The following is a 15638-nucleotide window of genomic DNA, read 5'->3' as shown; positions in this document are numbered from 1 at the left end:
TTGTAACTGAAAATTTGTTAGGAGGTGCAAAATGCATAAACCATTAAAGGGTATTAGAATTCTAGATTTGTCCCAGGCTTGGGCGGGGCCATATGCATCTATGATGCTGGCAGATATTGGTGCAGAAGTGATCAAAATCGAGCCTCCGGTTACAGGAGACCATGTCAGAAGCTGGGTCACGAAAGATACAAATGGGCACAGCCCACATCTTCTTGCAGTCAATCGAAATAAAAAAAGTATTATTTTGGATTTAAAGAATGAAACCGGAAAAAGGTTATTTTTTGATATGGCTGAAAAGTCGGATATCGTAATCGAGAATTTCAGGCCCGGGATTATGAAAAAATTGGGCATTGATTATGAAGAAGTCCGCAAAAGAAATCCAGAGATTATTTTTTGTTCCGTTTCCGGTTTTGGGCAAACAGGGCCATACCGGGATATCGCTGCTTATGACTTGATTATTCAGGGGGAAGGCGGTGCCATGAGTGTAACGGGAGAAAGAGGCGGCCGTCCGTTAAAACCTGGTGTTCCACAAGCGGATGTTTTCGGAGCAATGGTTGCTTCTTTTAGCATCATGTCCGCAATCATGACAAAGCAGCAAACTGGAAAAGGCGCTTATTTGGATATCGCGATGATGGATGCACAAATAACGTTGATGGGGTATTACCTAGCAAATTATGCGATAAGCGGAAATGTTGGAAAACCGATGGGCACGGCGCATTCATTAATGGTGCCCTATCAAAGTTTTCCTGCTAAAGATATTGAAATTAATGTTGCAGTCTTAAATGATCGAGCATGGAAACATTTTTGCAAGGTAATCGGCAAAACAGAGTGGATTGACGATCCAAGGTTCCTAACAGGTGGGGACCGGGTTGAAAATCGCGATGTGTTAGTTCCCCTAATAGAAGAAATTACTATGACACAGGATGCGAACTATTGGATTAAGAAATTTAGTGAAAAGGGCATCCCAGTTGGAGCCATCAATCCAACGGATCGGTTATATACCCATCCGCAGGCAATCCATCGAAATATGCTGCGCAAGGTAGAACACCCGGAAATTGGTGAAATACTTTTGCCAGGCATTCCTTGGAAACTTCCCGGAATTGACGACGAAGATATTATGTCTCCTCCTCTTCATGGCCAGCATACAAAGGATGTCTTAAAGGAAGTTCTCAATCTTTCTGATGAGCAAATTAAGAAATTGGAAGAGAATAAAGTGATTACTCCAGTGGCAAAAGGGCAGTTGCCTGCTGCAAAAGGATCATAAGGGGGTTGGGAAATTGCCTGCCGTAATAAATCCAATAGATGTTCCATTATTGTTCCATCCAACTATGAATGTATATATCCAAGGGAATGTGTCGGAACCCAAGACTATTATTCAAGCATTAAAAGAAGACCCAAATGCAAGTAATGGGGTTAACTATATTGCTACCATTTTTCCAGGCTTGAATCGGACAGATTGGGCAGGATTGCATGAAAATGCATCGCTAACTTGCTTTTTTATGTCCAAAGATCTTAAAGAATCTTTTTCCAAGGGAAAGGTTCAATTTATACCGCTGCATTTAAATGAAATATATAACTACTTAGAAAGTGCTGCGGAAGTGGACCTAGCTGTCATTCAAGTTTCATCGCCGGATCGATGGGGTTACTGCAGCTTGGGTGTATCTGCTGACTTTGTTCCTGCGATTTTACACAAAGCGAAAAAAATTGTGGCTGAAGTGAATCCACAAATGCCTAGAACCTCCGGAGAAGTACCCATACATTTAAGCAACATTGACTATATCGTTCATGTAGACTATCCACTGCCGGAAATGCCAGCCGGAAAGCGTAGTTTAGATATGGAGAAGATAGGTGATTATGCCTCTTCCTTGATTTCGGACGGTGATACATTACAATTTGGAATCGGGTCGGTTCCTGATGCAATTTTATCTGCACTGCGTAAGAAAAAAAATTTAGGGATTCATTCTGGGATGATATCTGATGCAGTCATCGATTTAGTGGAAAGTGGTTCAGTAAATGGCACTAAAAAAAGTATAGACAGAGGAAAAATCGTAACGGGTATCGCTGTTGGGACAAAACGCTTATATGAATTTGTTGATAACAATTCATTACTCGATTTTAGACCAGTCAATTATACTCATTCCTTGAAAGTGCTAAAGGAGATAGATAATTTAATTTCGATTAATTCCGCGATTGAAATTGATTTGTATGGCCAAGTCAATGCTGAAACCATGAAAGGAGTCCAGTTTGGAGGTACCGGCGGGCAAGGCAACTTTATTCGTGGTGCGGCTTTATCACGCGGGGGAAAATCGATTATTGCCTTTTTGTCGACTGCAGGTAACGGCAAAATCTCGCGGATAATACCAAGACTAGAACCAGGAACGGTTATCACAACCCCGCGAACAGATGTTCAGTATATTATCACTGAAAATGGGATAGCCGATTTAAAGAATAAATCGTTGCAACAACGTGCTGAAGCACTCATCTCTGTTGCAGCCCCTCAGTTTCGTGATGAACTTCAAGAGGCTTGGCAAAAAGAAATGGAGAAATGGCGGGGATAATCAATGATAGAAAACTGGAAACTGGATCATATAACCATGGGAGTCTTGGATTATCAAGCTGCGGCGAATAAGTTTACTAATGTATTTGGCGGAAGCTTTCTTAAGGAAGTATCGCTTGATTCACTTGGAGCTATGGCATCCTATCTCTCGTTTGGACAAGTGGTAGTGGGAATGGAAAGTCCGACTAGAGAGAATAGCGATATTGATAGATTCATAAAACGGAAGGGGGAAGGGCTTCATCACATTGCATTTTCAGTAGAAGACATTCAAGGGGTGGAGCATCAGCTTCGTGAAAAAGGGCTCAGATTAATCGGTCCGGAGGTTGAAGAAGGGGTTAAAACAGACTTATTTATCCACCCAAAAAGCTGCTTTGGGGTATTGGTTCAATTGACGGAATGGGAAGAACCTTACAAGTCTTCATTTGAAAAAAGAGTAGAAATTTTAGGAGAACATGAGTAAATCAGAAATTATTAACGAAAAGATTGGGGTTGTAATGAATGTCAGATATTCTTTTTCAAAAAGAAGGGAAAATAGCGATTATTACATTAAATCGTCCAAAGCGGATGAATGCCTTTACGATTGACATGATTGATCAGTGGGCAGATGCTCTACAGGAATACCAAAGGGATGACTCCGTTCATGCAGTTGTATTAACAGGTGCAGGGGAACGAGCCTTTTGTTCAGGTATTGATTTAAACGATTTCGATTCTATGGACTCCTCTAAATCTATTAATCGTAAAAATGTTTTGCATAATCATGTGCATCGCATTGCACTGGCTTTGGAAGGACTCGATAAACCAATGCTATGTGCGGTGAACGGATCGGCTGTAGGTGCTGGAATGGATATGTCGCTCATGTGTGATATCCGTTTCGCCTCCGAAAATGCTCGCTTTACTGAAGGATATGTAAAAGTAGGTTTGGTACCTGGAGATGGCGGAGCCTATTATCTTCCCCGCATAGTTGGATTTGCCAAAGCCTTGGAATTACTTTGGACTGGAGACTTTCTTTCTGCCCAGGAAGCAAAAGAAACGGGAATTGTCAGCAGGGTTTATTCAGCTGAAGATTTGATGCCGAAGACGATGGAATTCGCAGAACGGTTAGTAAATTCTCCTACTATTGCTATCCGCATGATTAAACGTGCTGTGTATCAAAGCAGCAGAATGGAATTACGTTCAGCCTTGGATTTAATTTCTTCGCATTTCTCCATTGTGAGAGATACAGAAGACCATAAAGAGGGATTGACGGCAATGATGGAAAAAAGACCGCCCCGATTTACTGGGAATTAATAAAATTACCTCCCAGTGGTCTGGCCAGTAAAAGAATTGGGAAAGAAGGGTACAAATGTTTTCAAAGGACTCGGCTGTATTATATGAAGTGAAGGATCAAATCGGTGTCATTACCATTAATCGTCCTGAACGCAGGAATGCGATTTCCATCGAAGTATATGAGAAGTTGGATTATATATGGAATACAGTTGATGAAGATGAAAATGTCCGGGTCGTTATAATAACGGCTGTTGGGGATAAGGCATTCAGTGCAGGGATGGATTTAAAGGAACAAGCTGAACTTAGCAGCCAAGGTAAAGATATGCTGCAAATGGTTAAGGATCCAATGATGCAGAAAATGACGGAGGTAAAAAAGCCAATTATTGCCGCGGTCAACGGGATTGCCGCAGCCGGGGGATTTTTATTGGCACAGAATGCCGACCTGCGGGTTGCAAGTTTCAATGCTGGATTTTCCATCCGGGAAGCGAAAGTCGGGCGCGGCTCACCGTGGGCTGTCCCGCTTTTATGGATGCTGCCACTCAATATTAGCATGGAATTGACAATGACCGCCGAGCCCATTAGTGCTGAACGATTGTATCAATTAGGATTCTTGAATAAATTGGTGGAGCACGACCAATTATTATCGGAAGCCATGAAAATGGCTCGTTCCATTCGAGACAATGCACCATTATCCGTTATGGCTTCGAAGCAATCGTTAAAAGATGCTCTGGATTTAGGTAAAACATTGGGGCTTAAGAATGCTAATCGAATATACGAAATCGTCTACAGCAGCCAGGATGCAATCGAAGGACCAAAGGCTTTTGCCGAAAAGAGAAAACCTAATTGGCAAGGCCGTTAATAGGATCTTTATACGTATACTTGTAATTATCATTTAAGGGGGAAAATAAGCATGGGGAAATTTTTTAGTAAGGTGCTTTTGGTTTTTTTGACTGCATTCTTGGCATTGGCAATGGCTGCTTGCGGCAATTCCGCAAAGACACAAGGGGAAAGTAGTTCAAAAGGAAAGAGCAGTAAAAAGGAAGGGGAACAAATTGTCATTAAAATTGCCGATTCTTTCCCAGCTTCACACCTAATCCCTAAAACAGGTACACTTCCTTGGATAAAAAGAATTGAAGAGCTTGGTAAAGGAAAAATAAAGATTGAATACTACCCAGCAGAGCAATTAGGGAAAGCTGCCAGTCTTTTGGATGCCGCGAAAAATAGGGTAGCCGATATTACCTACGTAGGACCCCTGTATGTTAATGATAAGATGCCATTAAGCGGTGTCACAGGAAACCCGGGACTTGTGAAAGACGCAGTAAGCGGTTCGAAGGCATTTGACAAATTAATCAAAGAAGATCTATATGAGTTAGAGTTCAAGCCAAACGGGGTAAGGCCATTATGGGGGGGCACTACTAACCCATACCAAATTGTCAATTCTGTCCATAAAGTAACGAAGCCTGCAGATTTTAAAGGGTTAAAAATTCGTACTTCTGGCGGTCTTCAAGAAGAAATGATGGAAAGTCTTGGATCTACCCCAGTGTCTATTCCTGGTCCTGAAATCTTCTCAGCTTGGGATCGGGGAACCATTGATGGAACGCTCCTATCATTCTTTAGCTGGCCTGGCTATCAAACAGATAAAGTTGCAAAATTTTCTTCGAAGAATGCGCAATTATCAGCATTTGGCATTACGTATGTCGTGAATGAAAAAGCTTGGAATAGTTGGCCTGAAGATGTACAAAAAGCTATTACTCAAGCAAGTGACGAAATTGTTGAAAAGTTTGGTCATGCGATCATTGATGAAGAGGCAATATTAGAAGAGCAATATAGAAAAGCAGGAGTCGAGATTTATGATATCCCTGAAGCTGACCTGGAAAAGTTAAATGAAGAATTGGAGCCGTTTAACAAAAAGTGGGCGAAAGATTTGGATGCAAAAGGGCAACCAGGAACAAAAATTTTAGAAAAATTCAGACAGTACAATAAAGAATTTCAGAATAAATAAGATTGCTAGGTGATGGAAAGGGAATTTTTCGGGTTACGATTCCCTTTCCGGTTTATCCCTAGTAAAAACATCCCACATAAAGAGGAACCCATATTAATCAATGGCAGGGAAGTAAGTAATAAAATGCATTTATTAAGGCTTTGTTCCCCTGATTTGAAAGTGTTGTCACATCCTCGTGAGGATTTAACAACAAACGAACAATGGAGAAGGAGTTGATAGAATGAAGAAGATCATATATGTGTTTGAAAAAATAGAGTCAGGGGCCTATGTCCTCGCTCAAATAGCCGCATTTATCATGATGTTGCTTACTTCTGCGGATGCTGCTATGCGCTATATCGTACATAAACCGATAGTGGGTGCATACGAATTTTCTGAAAGCTATTTAATGGTTATCATTATTTTCTTAAGCATGAGTTATGTTATGAAAGAAAAGGGCCATATTCGGATTGATATATTTATAGAGAAAATGCCTAAGAAATTCGTAGAATTTTTAGACAGGATTTACTTATTGCTGGCTGCCGCATTTATGTTTGCCCTTGGCTATCAGGGAATGGTCATGACCGATGATGCAATAATAAATAATTATGTCTCATCCGGGCTTATTAAGTGGCCCACCTGGGCTTCCGTGATTTGGGTTCCAATTGGTGCCTATTTATTTACACTTCGATTAGTTTTTGAGTTTGTTCAATCATTATTGCCAAATAAAGAAAAGTTATATGAAGAGAGAGACAGGAATATTTCTTAATAGTTTCTGACAGAAAACAGACTGCGAGGAAAGGGGTTTAATAGTATGGTAGTAGCAGTTCCTTTGGTATTATTACTCTTATTTTTGGCGCTTGGAATGCCAATTGCATTTGCGCTTGGAGTCTCTGGATCGATTGGTCTATTTTTCATCGGGGGATGGGACTTAGTACTAGGTATTATCCAAACAACACCCTATGACAGTACAGCTAATTTTCTTTTTACCACCATTCCGATGTTTATCTTGATGGCTGAGTTAATGACAGCAAGCGGAATCACAAAAGATATTTTTAAGGCTGCCCATAAATGGCTTGGCAACCTTCCAGGTGGACTTGGCATTGCAACAGTATTTGCAGGCGCAGGATTGGGGGCAGTGAGTGGTTCTAGTACTGCATCTGCCGCAACATTGTCAGCTTCAGCCTATCCGGAGATGCAAAAATACGGATATTCAACACCTTTTTCTATGGGCGTAGCCAGTATTTCGGGAACACTGGCGATCATGATTCCGCCAAGTATCGTTCTTATTCTCTATGGAATCATGACCGAGACCGGAATCGGTTCCTTGCTGATTGCAGGAATTATTCCAGGCATCATCACGGCTTTAGGCTATGTTGTCACGATTTGGATCTGGGCAAAAATTGATCCAAAAGTTGCCCCAAGAGTTACAGATAAACCAACGATAAGAGAAAAATTCCAATCCCTTGCCGGTATATGGCCGATGCTTGTCATTATGCTTGTTGTCATTGGGGGCATATATGCAGGTGTTGTCACCGCTACTGAAGCAGGTGCATTGGGGGCATTTGCCACCTTTATTGTAGCATTGGCCATGAAACGATTGACGTTTGAAAAGATTAATGAGGCGTTAAAAAGAACGTTAAAGTCAACTGCCATGATTATGACCATTGTTATTGGGGCGATGATCCTCGGCTACTTTTTGACTGCTACTCAAGTGACACAGAAAATGATTACCTTTGTCCAAGATGCAGGATATTCCAGATGGTTAATACTTGTCCTTGTTATCATTCTTTATCTGATTTTGGGTGTATTTATGGACCAAATGGCCATTTTGATTTTGACATTGCCGCTTACCTTCCCACTAGTCACGTCATTAGGGTTCAACCCCATCTGGTTCGGTATTATTGTCACGAAAACTGCAGAAATTGGTTTGGTTACACCTCCAGTTGGAATGAATGTCTTTGTTGCCGCAGGTGCTGCCGGTGTCAGAACGGCAGAAGCTTTTAAAGGAGTAACCTGGTTTGTCATAGCTGATCTTATTTTGCTACTTATTTTGATACTCTTCCCGTTCCTTTCAACATGGCTTCCCGATTTAATGATGAAATAAAAATTATCCATTCGTTAATATGAACACTCGGAAAATGGATGATTTTTCTTCGAGTGTCTTGAAAAGAACTACAAATAACCCACTGGAGGTAATTGTGTTCTATGACAACACCAGTAAAACCAAAGCATTCAGCCACAGTTATCTTAATTAATCGAATTCAGGATGAAATAAAGGTGTATATGACAAAAAGACCGGAGTCAATGAAGTCTTACCCAGGGCAATATGTATTTCCTGGAGGAAAATTAATAGATAATGATTCTGTTCTGGAAAAGGAGAACATTCTATTTGGCCCATCGAAACCCAAGGTGGATATCGCTTATTATGTTGCAGCTGCACGAGAGCTATTTGAAGAAACTGGGATTTTATTATGCCGGGATCATACAGGGCAGCCGTTGCAGCCTGATTCTACTTGGAGTGATGCCCTAAAAGCTATTTTGGGAGCAGAATTATCGTTTAATGAATTTATAAAGCAGAAGGGCTACTTACTTCATATTGGCGGTTTGCATTATTTTGGGCATCGTATCACGTCTCTCCCAAAACCATACAGGTTTAACACCAGATTTTTCTTAGCAGATTTACCCCCGCAGCAAGAACCACAACCCACAACATCAGAGATAGAATCAGGATTATGGATTAAACCGGAAAAGGCAATCGCACTTCATGAAGAAGGCCAAATGAATATGGTGATGCCAACCATTCAATCATTAACAGCTTTACTTTCCTACAATGGTGAAGAATTGCCAATGCTGCCGGTTGTCAAATACACAAAGAACTATTATTAATCGGTCACGTTTGATGAAGCCCGCTTACAAAATTCGTTCAATAATGAAGGTGGTTGTTTGGAACGCCGTTTAATCAGGTCTTCTCAATGGATGGCCTTATCCCTTTTCTTCCTTGTGCAGACGATATTGTCCATGGGGACGTACACTATTTCTGTCGTTACTCCGTTTTTAAAAAACGATTGGCATTTTACCAGGGCTCAGATTGGTGCGCTAACCTCAGCCCTATTTCTTGGAGCTTTGTTGAGTTCTATAGTGGTAGGTTGGATTACAGAAACATTCAAACCTAAAACGATTACAATCCTTTCCGTTATCGTCTTGGGGATTACGATGTTGATCTTCCCCTATACGGGTATATTCACGTTTTCATTCCTTATTATGGTTATAGCTGGAGCAAGTTATGGAATCTATAATCCTACAAGTACACTGGCACTAGTGCAATGGTTTGAAACAAGAAAGCGTGGCACGGCTATTGCAATTAAACAAACCGGAGTAACCTTAGGTGCCGGATTATCTGCTATCTTAATTTCGTTTATCGTCTCCCATACAGGAAACTGGCAATATAGTTACCTATGGATTGCCTTGCTCTTGTTGTTAAGTGTTAGTTGTTTTTTTCTATTTTATCAAGATGCCCTCACCGAAGAGGAGCAAAGCGGAAACATTGAAAATCAAGGAAATTGGCTAACCTTATTAAAAAATCGCAATGTTCTATTTGGCAGTTTAGCCTCTATGATTCTAGCAGGAATTCAGTATACATTTGCTGCTCATTTCGTTTTATACCTTACAAATGAAAATAAGCTGTCATTTGCTGTAACAGCAATGGCAGTCTTTATCGCACAGATATCAGGGTCAGTCGGAAAAATTTGCTGGGGATTAATGAGTGATTTCGTATTTATCGGGAAAAGAAAAGGAGTCTTTTTAAGTATTTGTGGTCTTTCGACGCTGGCAATTGCAGGTTTTGGCTTGGTCACGCCGCATATATCTGTTTTTCTTCTTGTCTTTTTAGTAATCATTTTCGGCTTTACAGCGTTAGGCTATGCAGGTATTTATATGACCTTCCTTGCCGAATCCATTGATAGTTCCCAAATTGGTAAAGCTCTGGGGGTTGGCAATATGTTTATGTATATTGGCATTCTTATCTGCCCTCCCCTGGCTGGGTGGGCAGCAGACGCAGCGGGAAGTTACCGAAATGTTTGGTTTGGTCTTTCTGGACTTTCCATTGCGGCCACCATTTTGCTAACTCGTACTAAGGAATCAAGCATACCAACGGGTCACAAAGAGAAAGGAACTACCAGTGCTTAATGGTTTTTGGAATTTTGCAAGTCAGCATTTGAGGATTTCATAGATCCATCTGTAGTTGTATTTTTAAAAGCTTGGGAGATTCATTACTAGAAAATGATTGGAGATGTTACTTTGAGTAAAGTAGTAAAAATTGGTGCAGGTCAGGGCTTTTATGGCGATTCATTACAACCGATGTTGAAATTGGCAAAGGATACGGATGTACAGTACATCTGTTTTGATACTCTAGCAGAATTAACTTTAGCTATCTTGCAAAAAGATAAGCAAAAGGATCCAAGTAAGGGTTATACAAAAGATGTAACTAGAACAATGAGACAGCTTTTGCCTTACGTAAAGGAAAAAGGTATTAAATTAATCACCAATACGGGTGGAATTAACCCAGAAGGAGCCAGGGATGAAGTTCTCCGTGTTGCACGTGAATTAGGAATTTCGGGTATTAAGGTAGGGGTTGTAACAGGTGATGATATCTATCCACGTCTTGATGAATTAATAAATAAGGGAATTTATCTGAATAATAGCGACACTGGCGATCTTATAGAAAAAATAAGAGAGAAACTCCTATTTGCCAATGTGTACCTCGGAGCACAAGGCATTGTACAGGCTTTACAAGAAGGTGCTGATATTGTGATAACGGGCAGAACGACAGATACGGCACAATTTTTAGCTCCCATCATTTATGAATTTGACTGGGGAAAAGAAGAATGGGATAAATTGGCATCTGGTATTGTGTTAGGGCATTTAATGGAATGCTCTGGACAAGTGACAGGTGGAAATTTCAGTGGTGACTGGTGGAATGTAAAAGACCTGCATAAAATTGGGTATCCAATTGCAGAAGTATCAGAAGATGGATCCTTTATTCTGACAAAATCTGAGGATGCTGGCGGCAGAGTCAGTGTTGATACAGTGAAAGAACAATTCCTGTATGAAATTCATGACCCCTCGAACTATATCACACCTGATGTTGTAGCTGATTTTACAACCGTTACACTTGAGCAAGTTGGAGAAAATCGGGTAAAAGTACAAGGTGCTAAAGGCCGTCCGGCACCGGAAACCTTAAAAGCACTCATGGGCTATGAAGATGGGTACATGGGACAGGGAATGATTGGATATTCCTGGCCGCAGGCATTAACGAAAGCAAGAGCCGCAAATGAGATTATCCGGGCACAAATAGAAGAATTGGGAATTGAAGCATCGGAAATAAATACCGAATACTTGGGGTACAATGCCCTGCATCGAACATTAGCAGTGGAGCCCCCAAATGAGGATTTGATTAATGAGATATTTTTAAGAATTACCATTAAAACGGAGAGTAAAAGCGAAGCGGCCAAATTAGCCCCATTATTTCCGCCGTTAACCGTCAACGGACCACCGTTTGTAGGTATGATTAGCGGCTTGTCGGCAACTAAGCAGCTTTTAGGGTTGTGGTCTTCTTATATCCCACGAACAGAAATTGAATCGAATGTAAACATTAACGTAATGGAGGTTGAATAAATGGCAACAGTTCAATTACGAGAAGTGGCCCAGGCAAGGTCAGGCGACAAGGGGAGTTCCTCTGATATTACATTATTTGCTCCCAATGCAGAATTATATGAAGTATTCAAGAAACAGGTTACGGCAGAGAGAGTAAAGGAGCATTTTACCGGAATTGTAGAAGGTGAAGTATACCGCTATGAAGTTCCCAATGTCTTGGCGCTAAAATTTCTCTGTAAGGAAGCACTGGGAGGAAATGCGGCTTCAACATTGAGATTGGATAATTTAGGTAAATGCTTTGGCGGCAATTTATTGAGAATGAAGGTTGAAATACCCGAGGATTTGTTAAATATCTAAGTAAGTAACCAATTGAAAGGGTTGAATCCTTTGAGTCATTTAATCGCAAATTTACCCAAAGTGATGTCGGAAGTAGTGAAGAAGGGAAAGGTGTATGAGGTTGGTCAGCACCATGCGCCTGGAATCCCCCATCATCCAAACCATCCTCCCTTTCTTTATTCCTTGGGCAGGATGCATAATGATTTACCATATGGTGAAGGGACAACGGCAGCTAATGATTTTATTGCAACAGGAACGCATACCGGCACCCATATGGACGCAATTGGGCATATAGCATGCAACGGCTATATCTATGGTGACATTTTTGCAGATGAACACCAGGAAAAAACGTCTGGTTTAAAGTCGCATAGTATTGACACCGCAACACCCGTATTTAGACGCGGAGTGATGTTAGATGTGGCGACCTATATGGATGTCCCCCATTTGGAAGCCGGCTATGGCATAGGGGCAGAAGATTTGAAGGGAACGATCAAAAAACAAGGGGTGTCAATCCAAGAAGGTGATGCAGTATTAATCCGAACCGGGTGGGCAAAGTTCTTTAACCAGCCAAGAAAATACGTTTCCGTCGTGGAAGGTGTACCTGGTGTGAATATGGAGGGGGCAAGATGGCTGCTAGACCAAGGTATGGGCTTAGCTGGGGGCGACACCGTTGCATTTGAGATCCAGCCGGCCCATACATTGCCAGTGCATTGCCTGCTGCTGGTTGAAAACGGAATCCATATTATTGAATTAATGAATCTGGAGGACCCTGCAAAAGACAAAGTTTACGAATTTCTATTCGTCTGTTTGCCACTGCGCATTACGGGAGGAACGGGTTCGCCTGTGCGTCCGGTTGCCGTTATTTAATAGAAGTCACGTTAAAAATGTAAATAACTAAAGGGGCGGTTCTATGATTCGCGTAATTTCTCCTATTGAAAATGGTCAAATAACCGGAAATTCATCTTCATCAGCCTCAAGAATAAAAAATAGACCTCATGAAAAAATTAAAATTGCTTATCTTAGCAACGGGAAACCGAATGTTCACGAAATATTTTCATTTATTGATCAACACTTAATGGAGCTTTATCCAGAGGAAATTAGCCAAGATCCATTTGAAATTCGTTTTTTTGATAAAAAGAATGCAGCAAAACCCGCTCCATCGGAAATGCTCGAAGAAATCAAAGATTATGCAGATATTTTAATAACCGGTTCAGCTGACTGAGGCTCTTGCACATCGTGGAGTGTCCACGATTCGATTGAGTTAAGAAAAGGCGGATTAGAGTGTATTGTTTTAGCCACCAATCCGTTTGTCAACTTGGCCAATGCATTAATGAAAACCAGGAAAACAGAGATTCCTATGGTGATTGTCAAGCATCCTATTGGCGGGATTAGGGAAAATGAGGTCCTTGAAAGGGCCAAAGAGGCTTTGGAACAATTAAAACAAATGATTCTTCCGACTCCCTCCGACCAATCGGAAACAAGTGTTCTTGCCAATGACTCACTTAACAATCAACAGGAAAATATTCTGGATGACCTGGAATTAGATGACGATCCGGTTAAATTAAATACGTTTTTTTATGAAAAAGGATGGACCGATGGGCTCCCGATTATTCCACCTGTACCAAAACTCGTAGATGAAATGTTAGGAAACTATTTATCTCAAAAGGATGAAGTCATTGGCTATATGCCAACGAATAATCATCCTATTACCTATTTGAAGGCTGCAGTTAATGCAACAATGGCAGGCTGCCGCCCCGAATATTTTCCCGTTCTCGTTGCAGCAATTAAGGCATCATTAAAACCGGAATTTAACCTGCTTGGGGTGCTTGCCACCACACACCCTTGTGCAACGGCTGTCATTGTAAGCGGGCCAATTGCGAAAGAATTGGGCGTCTCATGTAAGGGAAATGCATTTGGTCCCAGCAGCCTGGCATCCTCGACCATTGGAAGGGCACTACGATTTGTTTATCAGAATGTCGGTGAAGTCCTGCCAGGCACAATGGATAAAGCAACCCAGGGAACCCCTGCCAAATTCACGTTTTGCTTTGCAGAGAATGAAGAAGCAAACCCTTGGCAGTCATATCATACCGAAAGGGGGTTTCAGTCTAACGAATCGACTGTAACAGTCTATGCATCTGAAGGGCCAGCCAATATTAATGACCATGGCAGCCGAAGTGGGGATGATTTGATGATTAGCATCATCGGTGCAATCACACGGTCAGGAGTAAATAATTTATATTTAAGCGGAGACATTTTCCTAACCTTGGGACCCGAGCATGCTTATTTATTAGCGAAGGATGGATGGAATAAGAAAAGAATTAAGCAGGAGATATTTGAAAAAGCAAGAGTTCCTGCCCAAAAGATGTCTTTTGATCAATTTGTGCACCAAACTGGATTTCATAAAGTAGATTACAAATTTAGCTATGAAAATAATGATGGTATCCCCATTGCCCCCTCACCAGAGCACATCCGCGTCCTGGTAACGGGCGGAGAAGGGAAACATTCATCTTGGCTTCCGAGTTTTGGGATTAGCTATTCAGTGATTGAAAAAATAGAGACAGTGTAAGGAAAATAGAAAATTTGATTCAACTAGCAATTGGAGGAATAAAATGAAAGGTCCGTTAACAGGAATACGAGTGATTGATTTGACGTCGGTGCTCATGGGTCCATATTGCACGCAATTATTAGGTGATATGGGAGCAGATATTATAAAAATAGAAACAGAAAAAGGGGACAGCACGCGATACATCGGTCCCTCAAGAAACAAAGGGATGGCCAGTACCTTTTTATATGCTGGACGTAATAAAAGAAGTATAGTACTAGACTTAAAAAAAGAAGAAGGTAAGCGGGCGTTTTTTAGATTGGTGGAGGATGCTGATGTTTTTGTCCATTCATCCCGCCCCCAAGCCATTGAAAAATTAGGATTAACCTATGAGGATGTTAAAAGGGTAAATTCTTCTATTATATACTGTGGTGCCTATGGTTTTAGCAAGCAAGGGCCATACGGCACTAAACCTGCCTATGATGATATGATTCAGGGGGCATCAGGGTTGGCGGCACTGCAAGGAGAAGTGGCTGGGACACCACAATACATGGCTACAGTCTTGGCTGATAAAACAACGGGATTAGTAATGATGAATGCCATTTTGGCAGCCCTTTATTCCCGTGAAAGGACGGGCGAGGGGCAAGAAATTGAGGTTCCAATGTTTGAAACGATGATTTCCTATACATTGGTAGAGCATTTCTACGGGTTAACTTTTGACCCGCCTATGGAATCATCATTCTATCCACGCGTGACATCGAAATATCGGAAACCCTACAGGACAAAGGACGGTTACATTAGCGTTATTGTTTACAATGATAAGCAATGGTTCAAATTCTTCGAGCTTTCCGGTCATCCGGAGCTGAAAGACGATCGCCGCTTCCGGGATATAGGCGAAAGAACGAAGCATATTGATCAGTTATACCAAATGGTTGAAGAAATTATCATGACAAAAACGACCAATGAGTGGCTCGATATACTGGAAAAGGCAGATATTCCAGTCATGCCTGTCTACAGGCCAGAAGATATGTTTAAGGATCCACATTTGAAGGCTGTTCATTTCTTTGAAAAGGTAAGCCATCCTTCTGAAGGTTCCTATTGGAATATTAAGAATCCAATTCTGTTTTCAAAAACTCCCATCGAGCTGAATCGATGTGCTCCCCGTTTAGGCGAGCACAGTGTAGAAGTATTAGAAGAAGCCGGCTATTCTGAACAAGAGATTCAACACTTGTTGGAAGCTGGAGCAATTATCAAGCCATCACCTGAAGAACAAAAAGTCAAAAATAATAAATAAGGCCGTATTT

15 protein-coding genes are annotated in these 15638 nt (G+C 41.3%); all 15 read left to right on the top strand.

Translation table 11 applies throughout. The features are described 5' to 3' along the window. Window positions 1-31 precede the first annotated feature (31 nt). The 15 genes from BABA_RS13555 to BABA_RS13480 all read left to right on the top strand — a co-directional run bounded on the left by BABA_RS13555 (window position 32) and on the right by BABA_RS13480 (window position 15628). The gene (locus BABA_RS13555; protein WP_007085763.1) at window positions 32-1264 is read left to right on the top strand and encodes a CaiB/BaiF CoA transferase family protein; all 1233 of its coding nucleotides are present in this window, start codon (window positions 32-34) and stop codon (window positions 1262-1264) included. Between the two features lie 13 nt (window positions 1265-1277). After that, window positions 1278-2558, top strand: a complete 1281-nt coding sequence (locus tag BABA_RS13550) for an acetyl-CoA hydrolase/transferase family protein (protein ID WP_007085762.1) — start codon at window positions 1278-1280, stop codon at window positions 2556-2558. A gap of 3 nt (window positions 2559-2561) precedes the next feature. Then, window positions 2562-3017 (top strand): VOC family protein, encoded by a 456-nt coding sequence (locus BABA_RS13545; protein ID WP_007085761.1) that lies wholly within the window; start codon window positions 2562-2564, stop codon window positions 3015-3017. 38 nt (window positions 3018-3055) lie between these two features. Then, window positions 3056-3844 carry an enoyl-CoA hydratase/isomerase family protein gene (locus tag BABA_RS13540; protein WP_007085760.1) on the top strand — a complete coding sequence of 263 codons (789 nt, stop codon included), beginning with the start codon at window positions 3056-3058 and terminating at the stop codon, window positions 3842-3844. Window positions 3845-3899: 55 nt separating this feature from the next. Further along, window positions 3900-4682 carry an enoyl-CoA hydratase/isomerase family protein gene (locus BABA_RS13535; RefSeq protein WP_007085759.1) on the top strand — a complete coding sequence of 261 codons (783 nt, stop codon included), beginning with the start codon at window positions 3900-3902 and terminating at the stop codon, window positions 4680-4682. A 51-nt stretch (window positions 4683-4733) separates the two neighbouring features. Beyond that, complete coding sequence (locus BABA_RS13530) at window positions 4734-5825, top strand: TRAP transporter substrate-binding protein (RefSeq protein WP_007085758.1); 1092 nt, start codon at window positions 4734-4736, stop codon at window positions 5823-5825. Between the two features lie 220 nt (window positions 5826-6045). After that, on the top strand, window positions 6046-6570 hold the full coding sequence (locus tag BABA_RS13525) for a TRAP transporter small permease (protein WP_007085757.1): 525 nt from the start codon (window positions 6046-6048) through the stop codon (window positions 6568-6570). 45 nt (window positions 6571-6615) lie between these two features. After that, window positions 6616-7908 (top strand): TRAP transporter large permease, encoded by a 1293-nt coding sequence (locus BABA_RS13520; protein ID WP_007085756.1) that lies wholly within the window; start codon window positions 6616-6618, stop codon window positions 7906-7908. Window positions 7909-8009: 101 nt separating this feature from the next. Further along, entirely contained in the window at window positions 8010-8690 is a 681-nt protein-coding gene (locus tag BABA_RS26065; RefSeq protein ID WP_007085755.1) for an NUDIX hydrolase, read from the top strand. Between the two features lie 57 nt (window positions 8691-8747). After that, complete coding sequence (locus BABA_RS13510; RefSeq protein WP_007085754.1) at window positions 8748-9989, top strand: MFS transporter; 1242 nt, start codon at window positions 8748-8750, stop codon at window positions 9987-9989. A 111-nt stretch (window positions 9990-10100) separates the two neighbouring features. After that, window positions 10101-11477, top strand: coding sequence for an acyclic terpene utilization AtuA family protein (locus tag BABA_RS13505; protein WP_235749687.1), 1377 nt, complete (start codon window positions 10101-10103; stop codon window positions 11475-11477). Further along, window positions 11478-11813 (top strand): AtuA-related protein, encoded by a 336-nt coding sequence (locus BABA_RS13500; protein WP_007085752.1) that lies wholly within the window; start codon window positions 11478-11480, stop codon window positions 11811-11813. It begins immediately after the preceding gene. A 30-nt stretch (window positions 11814-11843) separates the two neighbouring features. Beyond that, window positions 11844-12659, top strand: coding sequence for a cyclase family protein (locus BABA_RS13495; RefSeq protein WP_007085751.1), 816 nt, complete (start codon window positions 11844-11846; stop codon window positions 12657-12659). A gap of 43 nt (window positions 12660-12702) precedes the next feature. After that, window positions 12703-14358, top strand: coding sequence for a UGSC family (seleno)protein (locus BABA_RS13485; RefSeq protein WP_273701423.1), 1656 nt, complete (start codon window positions 12703-12705; stop codon window positions 14356-14358). A gap of 43 nt (window positions 14359-14401) precedes the next feature. Further along, complete coding sequence (locus tag BABA_RS13480; protein ID WP_007085748.1) at window positions 14402-15628, top strand: CaiB/BaiF CoA transferase family protein; 1227 nt, start codon at window positions 14402-14404, stop codon at window positions 15626-15628. Window positions 15629-15638: the final 10 nt, after the last annotated feature.

Source organism: Neobacillus bataviensis LMG 21833 (genome assembly GCF_000307875.1).
Lineage (GTDB): Bacteria > Bacillota > Bacilli > Bacillales > Cytobacillaceae > Neobacillus > Neobacillus bataviensis.
The sequence above is the reverse complement of the archived record's forward strand: the minus strand, read 5'-3'. Positions and strand labels throughout refer to the sequence as shown.